Annotated in this window: 12 protein-coding genes; 8 read left to right on the plus strand and 4 right to left on the minus strand. The window is 72.2% G+C overall.

What is annotated here, in order from left to right; translation table 11 throughout:
- Position 1: 1 nt before the first annotated feature.
- Positions 2–2,359: a glycoside hydrolase family 65 protein gene (locus AC2H4J_RS07570; RefSeq protein WP_487464240.1), complete on the minus strand. Its 2,358-nt coding sequence runs from the start codon at positions 2,357–2,359 to the stop codon at positions 2–4.
- Positions 2,356–3,099 (minus strand): HAD family hydrolase, encoded by a 744-nt coding sequence (locus AC2H4J_RS07575; RefSeq protein WP_487464241.1) that lies wholly within the window; start codon positions 3,097–3,099, stop codon positions 2,356–2,358. Before AC2H4J_RS07575 ends, AC2H4J_RS07570 begins: the two co-directional genes overlap by 4 nt.
- Before the next feature lie 159 nt (positions 3,100–3,258).
- On the opposite strand from AC2H4J_RS07575, the gene AC2H4J_RS07580 reads away from it, so the two are divergent.
- The gene (locus tag AC2H4J_RS07580; protein WP_487464242.1) at positions 3,259–3,804 is read left to right on the plus strand and encodes a YbhB/YbcL family Raf kinase inhibitor-like protein; all 546 of its coding nucleotides are present in this window, start codon (positions 3,259–3,261) and stop codon (positions 3,802–3,804) included.
- Positions 3,805–3,822: 18 nt separating this feature from the next.
- Here AC2H4J_RS07580 and AC2H4J_RS07585 read toward each other — a convergent pair whose 3' ends face one another.
- Positions 3,823–4,632, minus strand: coding sequence for a GNAT family N-acetyltransferase (locus tag AC2H4J_RS07585; RefSeq protein WP_487464243.1), 810 nt, complete (start codon positions 4,630–4,632; stop codon positions 3,823–3,825).
- A gap of 115 nt (positions 4,633–4,747) precedes the next feature.
- Here AC2H4J_RS07585 and coaA point away from each other — a divergent pair, with 115 nt between their 5' ends.
- The 7 genes from coaA (at position 4,748) to AC2H4J_RS07620 (ending at position 10,213) form a co-directional block, all read left to right on the plus strand.
- Positions 4,748–5,710, plus strand: coding sequence for a type I pantothenate kinase (gene coaA / locus AC2H4J_RS07590; protein ID WP_487464244.1), 963 nt, complete (start codon positions 4,748–4,750; stop codon positions 5,708–5,710).
- A gap of 208 nt (positions 5,711–5,918) precedes the next feature.
- The gene (locus tag AC2H4J_RS07595) at positions 5,919–6,110 is read left to right on the plus strand and encodes a DUF5999 family protein (RefSeq protein ID WP_487464245.1); all 192 of its coding nucleotides are present in this window, start codon (positions 5,919–5,921) and stop codon (positions 6,108–6,110) included.
- 116 nt (positions 6,111–6,226) lie between these two features.
- Positions 6,227–6,583 carry a VOC family protein gene (locus AC2H4J_RS07600; protein ID WP_487464246.1) on the plus strand — a complete coding sequence of 119 codons (357 nt, stop codon included), beginning with the start codon at positions 6,227–6,229 and terminating at the stop codon, positions 6,581–6,583.
- Positions 6,584–6,630: 47 nt separating this feature from the next.
- Positions 6,631–9,021, plus strand: a complete 2,391-nt coding sequence (locus tag AC2H4J_RS07605; protein ID WP_487464247.1) for an ATP-binding cassette domain-containing protein — start codon at positions 6,631–6,633, stop codon at positions 9,019–9,021.
- 22 nt (positions 9,022–9,043) lie between these two features.
- A complete protein-coding gene (locus AC2H4J_RS07610; RefSeq protein ID WP_487464248.1) occupies positions 9,044–9,508 on the plus strand; it encodes a helix-turn-helix transcriptional regulator in 465 nt (154 codons plus the stop codon).
- Positions 9,509–9,518: 10 nt separating this feature from the next.
- Positions 9,519–9,929 carry a VOC family protein gene (locus AC2H4J_RS07615; protein WP_487464249.1) on the plus strand — a complete coding sequence of 137 codons (411 nt, stop codon included), beginning with the start codon at positions 9,519–9,521 and terminating at the stop codon, positions 9,927–9,929.
- On the plus strand, positions 9,926–10,213 hold the full coding sequence (locus AC2H4J_RS07620) for a hypothetical protein (protein ID WP_487464250.1): 288 nt from the start codon (positions 9,926–9,928) through the stop codon (positions 10,211–10,213). The genes AC2H4J_RS07615 and AC2H4J_RS07620 overlap by 4 nt, the downstream gene beginning before the upstream one ends.
- Before the next feature lie 6 nt (positions 10,214–10,219).
- Here the strand turns inward: AC2H4J_RS07620 and gcvP are convergent, their stop codons facing one another.
- Positions 10,220–13,204, minus strand: a complete 2,985-nt coding sequence (gene gcvP, locus AC2H4J_RS07625; RefSeq protein ID WP_487464251.1) for an aminomethyl-transferring glycine dehydrogenase — start codon at positions 13,202–13,204, stop codon at positions 10,220–10,222.
- Positions 13,205–13,277: the final 73 nt, after the last annotated feature.

A 13,277-nucleotide genomic window follows, 5' to 3' on the forward strand; every position in this document is an offset into this window, starting at 1 on the left:
ATCAGTTGCGGCTGCGCCGCCGCGGCTCACACCCCTTCGGCTGGGTCACCGGCTCCGGCTGGGGCGCCGGTGGGATGTCCAGCACCAGGTCGCTGTGATCGACGGTCACCTGACGGCCGTGGTGCCGGATGTCGAGCGGTTCGCCGTCCTCCAGCCGGTACGTGGCCTGCCCCGGGGTGACCGTGACCGTGAGCTTCCGGCCGCGGTAGACGACCCGGAAGCGCAGCCGGGTGATCCGCTCCGGCAGCCGGGGCCCGAAGGTCAGCTCGCCGTTGTGGTCGCGCATCCCGCCGAAACCGGCCACCGCCACCGTCCAGCCCCCGGCGAGCGAGGCGATGTGCAGCCCGTGCCCCGAGTTGTGGTGCAGGTTCTGCAGATCGGTCAGCGCGGCCTCGGCCCAGTACTCGTAGGCCAGCTGCAGGTGGCCGGTCTCGGCCGCGACGACGGCCTGCTGGCTGGCCGACAGCGAGCTGTCCCGCGTCGTCCGCGCCTCGTAGTAGGCGAAGTCGGCGGTCTTCTCCTCGAGGGTGAAGGCGTCCCCGCGCAGGTGCAGGGCCATCACCAGGTCGGCCTGCTTCACCACCTGCTTGCGGTAGATCTCGAAGTACGGGTAGTGCAGCAGCAGCGGGTAGTTCTCCGCCGGGGTGGCGGCGAAGTCCCACTCCTCGTGGTGGGTGAACGCGTCGGACTGCATGTGCACGCCCCGCTGGGTGTCGTAGGGCACCGCCATCAGCGACGCGGCGCGCAACCACACCTCGACCTCGTCGGGGTCGACGTCGAGCCGCCCGGCGACGTCGGGCTGCCGCTTGACCGCCTCGGCGGCCTCCCGCAGGTTCCGCTGCGCCATCAGGTTCGTGTAGACGTTGTTGTCGACCACCGCCGTGTACTCGTCCGGGCCGGTCACCCCGTCGATCCGGAACCCGTGCTCGGCGTCGAAGTGGCCCAGCGACGCCCACAGCCGGGCGGTCTCGATGAGTAGCTCCGCGCCGAAATCGCGGTCGAAGTCGTCGTCGAGGGTGGCGTTGTAGTAGCGGACGACGGCGTCGGCGATGTCGGCGTTGATGTGGAAGGCCGCCGTTCCCGCGGGCCAGTAGCCCGACGTCTCCTCGCCGCGGATCGTGCGCCACGGGAACGCCGCGCCCCGGCGGCCGAGCTCCCGCGCGCGGTCGCGCGCCAGGTCCAGCGTCGAGTGCCGCCAGCGCAGCGCGTCACGCACCGCGTGCGGGGCGGTGTAGGTGAGCACCGGGAGCACGTAGGTCTCGGTGTCCCAGAACGTGTGCCCGTCGTAGCCGGGACCGGTCAGGCCCTTGGCCGGGATCGGCTGCCGCTCGCCGCGCAGGCCGGCCTGCAGGACGTGGAACATGCCCACCCGGACCGCCTGCTGGAGCTCCTCGTCGCCCTCGATCTCGACGTCGGCCTCGTCCCAGTGCTGGTCCAGCAGCTCCCGCTGCTCGCGGACCAGCCGCTCCCACCCGGCCAGCTTGGCGGTGGCCAGCGCGGCCTCGACCTGGTCGCGCAGGGCCGGGCCGGACCGCCGCGACGACCAGCCGTAGGCGAGGAACTTGACCAGCTTCAGCGAGCCGCCGGGCGGGATGCGGGCGGCCAGCGTGTAGCGGGCCAGGTCGCCGCTGGCCTCGATGTCCTCGGTGCTCGAGTCGGGGATCTCGACGGTGTGGTCCATGCCCGCGGCCATCCGCAGCTTGCTGCGCTTGGTCTGGTGGACCAGCACCGCCCGCCGTCCGCGGCCGACGGCCGACTCCGGCGCCAGCGGGCGCGCCAGCGCCGCGGCGGCCCGCGGGTCGTCCTCCTCCGACGGCGTGAGCTCGTTGGCGAGCAGGTCCGACTGGAGGGCGACGTAGAGATCACCGAGGTCGTCGGTGAGCTCGACGTTGTACTCGATGGCCGCGATCGAGCGTCGGGCCAGCGACACGAGCCGGGTGCTGGTGACCCGGACGGTCCGGCCACCCGGTGAGCGCCACTCGGTGGAGCGGCGCAGCACGCCGGCGCGCAGGTCGAGGGTGCGGGTGTGCTCGATGATCTCGCCGTAGTCGAGGTCGAGCGGCGAGTCCTTCACCAGCAGCCGGATCAGCTTGCCGTCGGTGACGTTGACCATCGTCTGGCCCATCTCGGGGAAGCCGTAGCCGGCCTCCGCGTAGGGCAGCGGGCGCTCCTCGAAGAACCCGTTGAGGTAGGTGCCGGGGATGACCACCGGCTCGCCCTCCTCGAACGAGCCGCGCATGCCGATGTGCCCGTTGGTCAGGGCGAACACCGACTCGTGGACCGCGAGCGAGGCGTGATCCATGCCGACCTCGGTCAGGGACCACGGCTCGATCGGGAAGGTGGCGCGACCCTCGGTCATGACAGCAGCTCCGCGAGGTCCTGCACGACGACGTCGGCGCCCTGCGCGGCCAGCTCGTCGGCATGCCCCACGCGGTCCACGCCGACGACGTAGCCGAAGTTCCCGGCCCGCCCCGCGGCCACGCCCGAGATGGCGTCCTCGAAGACGACCGCCTCGCTCGGGTCGGCCGACAGCAGGCGGGCGCCGGCCAGGAAGGTGTCCGGCGCCGGCTTGCCGCGCAGCTTCTCAGCCGCCGCCACCACCCCGTCGACCCGGACGTCGATGAGGTCGGCGAACCCGGCGGCGGCGATCACCTGCTCGCCGTTGGCCGAGGCGGTCACCACCGCCGTCGCGAGGCCCGCGTCCTTCACCGCCTTCAGATAGGCCACCGAGCCGGGGTAGACCTCGACGCCGTGCTCGGCGAGCTCCTGGAGCACCAGTGCGTTCTTCCGGGTGGCGATGCCTTGCACGGTCGCAGCTTCCGGGGCGTCACCCGGAGCCCCCTCGGGCAGCGTGATCCCGCGGCTGGCGAGGAAGTCGCGGACGCCGTCGGCGCGCGGCTTGCCGTCGACGAAGCGGTTGTAGTCGAGCTGGCTGAACTCCCCCGACCCCGGCTCGCGCGCCTGGAGGAACTCGTCGAAGGTCCGCTTCCAGGCGGCCATGTGCACCGTCGCCGTCCTCGTGAGGACGCCGTCGAGGTCGAACAGGCACACGCGGATCGAATCCGGGAGGCCGAGGGGGCCGGGCGCGGGGGCTGACACGCCCGGGACGCTACCGGCGCGGCGTGCCCGAGACCTGTCAGGACGGTTGCAGTCGGGCAACGTCGTCCAGGCAGCCCCACCCGTCCCGGAAGGCGACGCAGCGACGGCGTGCCTAGGGTCCAGATCGGGAAACGAACCCCATCCCTCGAGGAGACGACCATGGCCGACCGGCCGACCCCGCCCAACCCCTACGACTTCCTGCCGCAGGTGCCTGCTTTCACGGTCACGAGCACCGACTGCTCCGACGGCGAGACGCTGCCCACGGCCTGCGTCAGCGGCGTCATGGGCGCCGGCGGCGAGGACCGGTCCCCCCAGCTGTCCTGGTCGGGTTTCCCGGAGGGGACGAAGAGCTTCGCGGTGACCGTCTACGACCCGGACGCACCGACCGCGAGCGGCTTCTGGCACTGGGCGGTCGCCAACATCCCCGCGTCGGTCACCGAGCTGCCCAGTGGCGCCGGTGACAAGGACTCCCCCGCGCTGCCGGACGGAGCGATCCAGCTGCGCAACGACGGCGGCTTCGCCGGATACGTCGGGGCCGCTCCCCCGTCGGGCCACGGCACGCACCGCTACTTCGTGGTCGTGCACGCCGTCGACACCGAGACCCTCGACGTCGACGCCGACACCACCCCCGCCGTGCTGGGGTTCAACCTGTTCTTCCACACGCTGGCCCGCGCCACGCTGGTCGCGACCTACGAGGAGGAGTAAGGGCCCTTCCCTGCGGCTCTAATCCGCGGGCCGCTCGGCGACGGCGGTCGTGGCCAGGCGGGCGAAGCCGACCCGCTCGTACACCCGCGCCACGTCGTCGTCGCCGGCGGCCAGGAAGACCAGGTCGGCGGTCTCGGTGGCGTGCGCGACGAGCGCCGAGGTGATGCCGGCACCGAGCCCTCGACCGCGCAGGCGCGGCAGCGTGGCGACGCCGATGACCTCGCTGACCTCCGTGCCCTCGAGGGCCACCGGCTGGTGCGAGCCGACGGCCACCGGCTCGTCGTCCTCGACGGCCACCATCATCACGGTGCGGCCCGAGGCGATCCGGTCGCGCAGCGCCGCCGTCCGGGCGCGCGCCTCGGCCGAGAGGTCCTCGGGGACGACGCTCACCTCCGACGCGCCACCGGGATGGGCGAAGGCGGCGGCGGCCACCCACTGGTAGCGGGCGAGCTGCGGGTCGTCAGCCCCCACCACGTAGAGGTCGACCCCGGCCGGGAGCAGCAGTTCCACCGGATCCACCGCGACGAGCAGCGGCAGCTCCTCGACCTGGAGTCCCGCCGCGCGGGCGGCGGCGGCGGTCGCCGGCGACAGCTCGGGCACCCACTCGACCGCGGCCGGAAGCCCGGCCGCCTCCTGCAGCGCGACGGCGGCGCGGACGTCGTCCGCGGTCACCGGTACGGCGCTCGATCGGGGGCGTGCCGGGTAGGGCCACGCGGGGTCGCCGATGGGCACGTCGAGGGCGCCGGCGGCCTCGATCCGGGCGTCCGGTAGCGGCGCGGCGGCGAAGTAGCGCTCGATGCATTCGAGCAGCCCCGGACGGGTCGGCACACTCCGAACAGTAGCCGCGCCGACGCCGGGCGAGCGGTCGCCATCGGCGGTTCGGCGCCCCGGCCCACCCGGCCGGGTGACCCGCACACAGCCTCCGGCACCCCCGGACGGCACGATGGTCGCCGTGACGTCGGAAACGCGCAGCTCGGTCTCGCCCTACGCGGTGTTCGACCGGGCCTCGTGGCGGGCCCTCGCCGCAGGCTCCCGGCTGCCCCTGGACGAGGCCGAGCTGCGGGAGCTCGCAACCTTCGGCGACCGGATCGACCTCGACGAGGTCGCGACCGTCTACCTCCCGCTCGCCGAGCTGCTCGACCTGCACGTCGCCGCGAGCCGGCGGCTGTGGGCGGCCCAGGCCGAGTTCCTGGGCAACACGACGGCGAAGGTCCCCTACGTCATCGCCGTCGCCGGCAGCGTGGCGGTCGGCAAGAGCACGACCGCCCGGCTGCTGCAGACGCTGCTGTCGGCCGCCCCCGGGTCCCCTCGGGTGGACCTGGTGACCACCGACGGGTTCCTGATGCCCAACGCGGCACTGGAGGCCCGCGGCCTGCTGGGCCGCAAGGGCTTCCCCGAGAGCTACGACCGGCGGGCCCTGCTGCGCTTCCTCGCCGACGTGAAGTCCGGCCGGGCGGAGGTCTTCGCGCCGGTGTACGACCACCAGTCCTACGACATCGTGCCGGGCGCCCGTCAGGCGGTCGACCGGCCGGACATCCTGGTCGTCGAGGGCCTCAACGTGCTGCAGGCCGGCCGCCGCGCCGACGGCACCGCGCCCGAGGTGTTCCTGTCGGACTTCTTCGACTTCTCCGTGTACGTCGATGCCGCCGAGGCCGACATCCAGCACTGGTACGTCGAACGGTTCCTCGGGCTGCGCCGGACGGCGTTCCAGGACAGCGACGCCTACTTCCACCGCTTCGCCGGCCTGAGCGACGAGCAGGCCCGCGACACGGCGCTCGGCATCTGGGCCGCGGTCAACGGACCGAACCTGCGCAGCAACATCGCGCCTACCCGCTCGCGCGCCCGGCTGGTACTGCAGAAGGCCAGCGACCACTCGGTCCGCCGCGTTCTCCTGCGCAAGCTCTGAACCCGCGACTCGCCGTCCCGACCTGGGCCGATGCCACCGTGTCACCAGTGGCGTTGGCAGGACCTGCCGATACCTTCGGGTGACGTGGTGACCTGCATCACGATCAGGTCCTTCAGCACCGGCGCACACTTGCCGAACTGGTAATCAGTTGAACACGGTACGTAACTCTCCGGCATCGCGCCGGGACGCCGAACGGGATGGAACCGCGATGTGCCACCACGTAACGACCTGCCCTGACGCCACCAGCGACGCGCGTGATCTCGCCGCAGTGGTGAGCAGCCACCCCGAACAGGGCTGGAGCCTGCTGTGCAACGGCGTCGTCCTCTTCGACGACGGCGGCGAGCTGCTGCCCGACGGCAGCGCCGTGCTCGACCACCACACCTGGCTCACCCCCGCCTGACCCGGGGCGGCGATCGCTCCCGGCCGGTCAGGAATCGAGAAGCACCCACGCCGGACCGCTCCTAGCGTGACCGTCGTCGTCCGATCCGGACGGCGTCCACCACGCCAGGAGGAACCATGACCGCCTCGACCACCCAGGGCATCCGGACCGTGCTGCACCCGGTCTCGGATCTGACTGCCGCCAAGGCCGTCTACACCGCGCTGCTCGGCGTCCCGCCGCACGCGGACTCGCTCTACTACGTCGGTTACGACGCCGAGGGCCAGCACATCGGCCTCGTGCCCGGCGGCGGCCCGCAAGGGATGACGAGCCCGGTCGCCTACTGGCACGTGCCCGACATCGAGGCCAAGCTCGCCGAGGTGACGGCGGCCGGCGCCACCGTGACCGAGCCCGCGCACGATGTGGGCGGCGGCCGCCTGGTGGCCACGGTGTCCGACCCCGATGGCAACATCCTGGGTCTGCTGCAGGATCGCTGAGCGCCGGCACCCCCGCCGGCGCGGCCCGTCCGACGGTTGGAGACCCGATGAGCACGGCCACGAGGACCGGCGCGCCGTCGCCCGAGCTGCCGGAGGCCGACAGCCACGACCTGATCCGCGTCCACGGCGCGCGCGTGAACAACCTCAAGGACATCAGCGTCGACATCCCCAAGCGGCGGCTGACCGTGTTCACCGGCGTCTCCGGGTCGGGCAAGAGCTCGCTGGTCTTCGACACGATCGCCGCGGAGTCGCAGCGGCTGATCAACGAGACCTACAGCGCCTTCCTGCAGGGCTTCATGCCGAGCCTCGCGCGGCCCGACGTGGACCTGCTCGAGGGCCTCACCACGGCCATCATCGTCGACCAGGAGCGGATGGGCGCCAACCCCCGCTCCACCGTCGGCACCGCCACCGACGCCAACGCCATGCTGCGCATCCTTTTCAGCCGGCTCGGCACCCCCTACATCGGCCCTCCGACCGCCTTCGCCTTCAACGTGCCGACGCGCAAGGCCAGTGGCGTCATGAGCACCGAGAAGGGTGGCCGGGTCGAGAAGAACGTCGTCCGCGAGGCCGTCTACCAGGGCGGCATGTGCCCGAAGTGCGAGGGCATGGGCTCGCTCAACGACTTCGACCTCACGGCCCTCTACGACGGGTCGAAGTCCCTCAACGAGGGCGGCCTCATGGTGCCCGGCTACAGCATGGACGGCTGGTACGGCCGCCTCTTCCAGGGCATCGGCCTCGACCTGGACAAGCCGATCGGGAGCTACACGAAGAAGGAGATGGCCGACCTCCTCTACAAGGAGCCGACCAAGATCAGGGTCGAGGGCGTGAACCTGACCTACGAGGGCGTCATCCCGCGGGTCCAGAAGTCGATGCTCTCGAAGGACGTGGACTCGATGCAGCCGCACATCCGGCGCTTCGTCGAACGCGCCGTCACCTTCACGACCTGCCCGGAGTGCGGCGGCACCCGCCTGTCCAAGGAGGCCCGGTCGTCGAAGATCGGCGGGAAGAACATCGCCGACCTCTGCGCCATGCAGATCACCGACCTCGCCGACTGGGTGCGGGAGCTCCACGAGCCCGGGGTCGCCCCGCTGGTCGCCGGGCTGCGCCACCTCCTCGACTCCTTCACCAAGATCGGGCTCGGCTACCTGTCCCTCGACCGGCCGGCCGGCACCCTGTCCGGCGGCGAGGCGCAGCGCACGAAGATGATCCGGCACCTCGGCTCCTCCCTCACCGACGTCACCTACGTCTTCGACGAGCCCACGATCGGGCTGCACCCCCACGACATCGCCCGCATGAACGACCTGCTTCTGCAGCTGCGCGACAAGGGCAACACGGTGCTGGTCGTCGAGCACAAGCCCGAGACCATCGCGATCGGCGACCACGTCGTCGACCTCGGCCCCGGCGCCGGCACCGCCGGTGGCGAGGTGACGTTCGAGGGCACGGTCGACGGGCTCCGGGCCAGCGACACCGTCACCGGGCGGCACCTCGACGACCGGGCGCGACTCAAGGACGCCGTGCGCAGCTCCACCGGAGCGCTCGAGATCCGCGGCGCGAGCACGCACAACCTCCACGACGTCGACGTCGATCTCCCGCTGGGCGTGCTGGTGGTGCTCACGGGCGTGGCCGGGTCGGGCAAGAGCTCCCTGATCCAGGAGTCGGTCGCGGAGCGGGACGGCGTGGTCGTGGTCGACCAGGGCGCGATCCGCGGGTCGCGGCGCAGCAACCCGGCCACCTACACCGGCCTGCTCGAGCCGATCCGGAAGGCGTTCGCGAAGGCCAACGGTGTGAAGCCGGCGCTGTTCAGCTCCAATTCCGAGGGCGCCTGCCCCGCCTGCAACGGCGCCGGGGTGATCTTCACCGAGCTCGGCGTGATGGCCACCGTCGAGTCCACCTGCGAGGAGTGCGAGGGCAAGCGCTTCCAGGCTTCCGTGCTCGAGTACACGCTGGGCGGCCGCAACATCGCCGAGGTGCTCGCGATGTCGGTGGTCGAGGCCGAGGAGTTCTTCGGCGCCGGTGAGGCGAGGACACCGGCCGCGCACACGGTTCTCGACCGGCTCGTCGACGTCGGGCTCGGGTACATCACCCTGGGGCAGCCCCTCAGCACGCTCTCCGGGGGCGAGCGCCAGCGGATCAAGCTGGCCGCCCAGATGGCGGAGAAGGGCGACGTCTACGTGCTCGACGAGCCCACCACCGGCCTGCACCTGGCCGACGTCGAGAACCTGCTCGGCCTCCTCGACCGGCTGGTCGACTCCGGGAAGTCGGTGATCGTCATCGAGCACCACCAGGCCGTCATGGCGCACGCCGACTGGATCGTCGACCTGGGCCCCGGCGCCGGTCACGACGGCGGGCGGATCGTCTTCGAGGGCACGCCGGCCGACCTGGTCGCGGACCGCTCGACCCTCACGGGGAAGCACCTCGCCGCCTACGTGGGCGTGTGACCACGAGAGAGGGATGGCGGGCATGTGCATCCGTGGCACGATCGGGCAGGTGACCAGCGGCGCCACGCAGGACCTGCGCGACCTCGTGCGGCTGCGGCGCGTCCGCGACCGGATCGACCGCGAGTACGCCCAGCCGCTGGACGTCGAGGCGCTCGCCCGCGGCGCGCACATGTCCGCCGGGCACCTGAGCCGGGAGTTCAAGCGCGCCTTCGGGGAGTCGCCCTACGGCTACCTCATGACGCGGCGCATCGAGCGTGCGATGGCCCTGCTGCGCCGCGGTGACCTGAGCGTCACCGACGTCTGCTTCACGGTCGGCTGCTCGTCGCTGGGCACCTTCAGCACCCGCTTCACCGAACTGGTCGGCATGCCGCCGAGCGCCTACCGTCGCGAGGCGGCGCACTCGACGGCGGGCCTGCCGTCCTGCGTGGCGAAGCAGGTCACCCGCCCGATCAGGAATCGAAAAGCTCAGCTTCCCGTGCGCACCTAGCGTGATCGACATGGACCTCACCATCCACACCACGCCCCTGCCGCACGACGACCCGGAGACCTCCCTCGCCTTCTACCGGGACGTCCTCGGCTTCGAGGTCCGAACCGACGTCGGCCAGGGCACGATGCGCTGGATCACGGTCGGGCCGCCCGGCCAGCCCGGCACCTCCATCCTTCTGGCGCCGCCCGCCGTCGACCCCGGGATCACCGACGAGGAACGCCGCACCGTCCGGGAGATGATGGCCAAGGGCACGTACGGCTGGATCATGCTGGCCACGACCGACCTCGACGGCACGTTCGAGAAGCTGGTCGCTGGTGGCGCCGAGGTCGTCCAGGAGCCGACCGTGCAGCCCTACGGCGTCCGCGACTGCGCCTTCCGCGACCCCGCCGGCAACCTCATCCGGATCAACGAGGCGAGGTGACCGGCGGCGTCGAGGTGAGCGCGCTGGCGATCAACGTGGCGATCCCCGAGGCGCTCCGCTGGCGCGACAGCCGACGCGGTCAGGAGTTCGAGCTCACCACGCTCAACGTCCGGCTGCTGCGGGACGGGCACCTGGCGGCCAAGGCGTACGGCCGACCGGTCGCCGGCGGCCGCGGCGCGTACGTCTCCTTCCCGGTGCCCGACCGGCCCGAGCTCGCGGCGCTGATCTCCGACGCCGCCGGCCGCGCCGCGGAGCTCTGGGCGGCGCACCGCGGGCTGGGCTGACCGGTACTAGTTCTGGGCGCCCACCACGTCGGCCGTCGTCCCGAGGTCGTCCGGGGAGCCCGCCGGGCGACGCGGCGTCGACCCGTTCTCGGCCGGGGCGTGGTCGGAGAAGTCGTGTTCGGCGAACGCCTCGGGCGATGGACACGCACAGACCAGGTTGCGGTCGCCGTAGGCCTGGTCGATCCGGCGGACCGGACTCAGGTAGCTGCGCCCCTGCAGTCCGGGCACCGGATAGATCGCGGTGGTGCGCGGATAGGGGCGCCCCCACTCCCCCGCGACCATCTCCAGCGTGTGCGGCGCGTTCCGCAGCGGGTTGTCGGTGCGGTCGTACTCGCCGGTGGCGACCTTCTCGATCTCGCCGCGGATGGTGACCATCGCCTCGATGAACCGGTCGAGCTCCGCCTTGTCCTCGCTCTCGGTGGGCTCGACCATCAGGGTGCCGGCAACCGGGAAGCTCATCGTCGGCGCGTGGAACCCGAAGTCGATCAGCCGCTTGGCGATGTCGTCGTTGGTCACGCCGGTCGCCTTCGTCAGCGGCCGGATGTCGAGGATGCACTCGTGCGCCACCAAGCCGTCGCGACCGGTGTAGAGCACCGGGAAGTGGTCCCGGAGCCGAGCGGCGACGTAGTTGGCGGCGAGGATCGCGTGCTCGGTCGCGGCCAGCAGTCCGTCGGGACCCATCAGGCGGACGTAGGCCCACGAGATCGGCAGGATGCCCGCCGAGCCCCAGGGCGCCCCGGACACGACCGGCCCCGAGGTGCCGGTGTCGACCAGCGGGTGACCCGGCAGGAACGGCACCAGGTGCTCGCGGACGCCGATCGGGCCCACGCCCGGGCCGCCGCCGCCGTGCGGGATGCAGAACGTCTTGTGCAGGTTGAGGTGGCTGACGTCGGAGCCGAACCGACCGGGCTTGGCCAGCCCGACCATTGCGTTGAGGTTCGCGCCGTCGACGTAGACCTGGCCACCGGCGTCGTGCACCGCGGCGCAGATCTCCTGGATGTCGAGCTCGAACACCCCGTGCGTCGAGGGGTAGGTGATCATCATCGCGGCGAGCCGGTCGGCGTGCTGGCCGACCTTGGCGTGCAGGTCGGCGACGTCGACGTTGCCGGCCTCGTCGCACGCGACGACCACGACCCGCATGCCGGCCATGACGGCGCTGGCCGCGTTGGTGCCGTGGGCGGAGCTGGGGATCAGGCAGATGTCACGCTGCTCCTCGCCGCGCGAGCGGTGGTAGCCGCGGATGGCCAGCAAGCCGGCGAACTCGCCCTGCGAGCCGGCGTTGGGCTGCACGCTCACCGCGGCGTAGCCGGTGACCTCGGCGAGGGCGTCGCACAGCTCCCGGATCAGCTGGGCGTAGCCGCGGGCCTGCTCGGTCGGTGCGAAGGGGTGGATGTCGGCGAAGCCGGGCCAGGTGATCGACGCCATCTCCGTCGCCGCGTTCAGCTTCATCGTGCAGGAGCCCAGCGGGATCATGGTGCGGTCCAGCGCCAGATCCTTGTCCGAGAGCGCGCGCAGATAGCGCAGCATCGCCGTCTCCGAGCGGTGCGCGGAGAAGACGGGGTGGGTGAGGTAGGGCGTCTGGCGGCGGAGCGCGGCCGGCAGGGCGTCGGCGCCGTCGTCCTCCGGCTCCCCCGCCTCGACGCCGAATGCCTCGGCCACCGACCGCAGGACGTCGACCGTCGTGGTCTCGTCGCAGGCAACGGCAACCGTGTCGGCGTCCACCCGGCGCAGGTTGATCCGGCGCTGCGCCGCAGCCGCCACCACCTCGTCGGCCCGTCCGGGCACCGAGACCTCGAGGGTGTCGAAGAAGTGCTCGTGCACGATCTCCAGGCCGCCCGCACGCAGCCATCCGGCGAGGGCCAGGGCGACGCGGTGGACGCGTGCCGCGATCGCCGCGAGGCCCTCGGGACCGTGGTACACCGCGTAGGCACCGGCCATCACGGCGAGCAGCACCTGCGCGGTGCAGATGTTGCTGGTCGCCTTCTCGCGGCGGATGTGCTGCTCGCGGGTCTGCAGCGCCAGCCGGTAGGCGACGTCGCCGTCGGCGTCCAGGGACACCCCGACCAGGCGGCCGGGCAGCTGGCGGGCCAGGCCCTCGCGGACGGACAGGTAACCGGCGTGCGGGCCGCCGTAGCCCATGGGGACGCCGAAGCGCTGGCTGGTGCCGCAGGCGACGTCGGCGCCCCACTCCCCCGGCGCCTCCAGCAGCGTGAGGGCCAGCAGGTCGGCGGCGACGACGACCGACGCGCCGGACGCGTGCGCGGCGGCGGCCAGCGCGCGGTGGTCGCGCACGGCGCCGCTCGCGCCGGGGTAGGACAGCAGCACTCCGAAGGCACCGGCCTCGGGCAGGTCGATCGGCCACCCGCTGGAGAGATCGGCGACGTGCAGCCGGATGCCCAGCGGCTCGGCGCGGGTCTGCAGCACGCCGAGCGTCTGCGGCAGCGTGTCGGCGTCGACGACGAAGACGGCTTCGGGCTTCGCGCGTCCGGCGCGGCGGACGAGGGTCATCGCCTCGGCGGCGGCCGTCGCCTCGTCGAGCATGGAGGCGCCGGCGACGTCGAGGCCGGTGAGGTCGGCGACCATCGTCTGGAAGTTGATCAGCGCCTCGAGCCGGCCCTGGCTGATCTCGGGCTGGTACGGCGTGTAGGCGGTGTACCAGGCGGGGTTCTCCAGGATGTTCCGCTGGATGACGGCCGGGGTGACCGTGCCGTAGTAGCCCAACCCGATCATCGAGGTGTAGACGTCGTTGGCCTCGGCCCGCTCGCGGAGCGCGGCCAGGACCGCGCGCTCGTCCTGCGCGGCCGGCAGGTCCAGCGGGGTGCGGTCGCGCACGCCCTCGGGCACGCAGGAGTCGACCAGTTCCTCGAGCGACGGATGGCCGATGGTCGCGAGCATCGCCGCGGTGTCGGCGGGCCGGGGGCCGATGTGCCGCCCGGCGAAAGACCCAGCCGGATTCAGTGAGCTCAGTGACGGCAACGAGCGGTCGACCATTACTCGAACGCTACCAGCGCGGGAGGACTGGCCGACCGGGCCACACGGTGCGCGCCGAGTGGGCCCGGAGGGT

This window comes from Blastococcus sp. OS1-29, from assembly GCF_057628075.1.

Bases quoted from the DNA above. Each gene is read 5' to 3' on its own strand.
- AC2H4J_RS07570 (WP_487464240.1), bottom strand. From the start codon at position 2,359: ATGACCGAGGGTCGCGCCACCTTCCCGATCGAGCCGTGGTCCCTGACC.
- AC2H4J_RS07595 (WP_487464245.1), top strand. From the start codon at position 5,919: ATGTGCCACCACGTAACGACCTGCCCTGACGCCACCAGCGACGCGCGT.
- AC2H4J_RS07600 (WP_487464246.1), top strand. From the start codon at position 6,227: ATGACCGCCTCGACCACCCAGGGCATCCGGACCGTGCTGCACCCGGTC.
- coaA (WP_487464244.1), top strand. From the start codon at position 4,748: ATGGTCGCCGTGACGTCGGAAACGCGCAGCTCGGTCTCGCCCTACGCG.
- AC2H4J_RS07605 (WP_487464247.1), top strand. From the start codon at position 6,631: ATGAGCACGGCCACGAGGACCGGCGCGCCGTCGCCCGAGCTGCCGGAG.
- gcvP (WP_487464251.1), bottom strand. From the start codon at position 13,204: ATGGTCGACCGCTCGTTGCCGTCACTGAGCTCACTGAATCCGGCTGGG.
- AC2H4J_RS07610 (WP_487464248.1), top strand. From the start codon at position 9,044: ATGTGCATCCGTGGCACGATCGGGCAGGTGACCAGCGGCGCCACGCAG.
- AC2H4J_RS07580 (WP_487464242.1), top strand. From the start codon at position 3,259: ATGGCCGACCGGCCGACCCCGCCCAACCCCTACGACTTCCTGCCGCAG.
- AC2H4J_RS07615 (WP_487464249.1), top strand. From the start codon at position 9,519: ATGGACCTCACCATCCACACCACGCCCCTGCCGCACGACGACCCGGAG.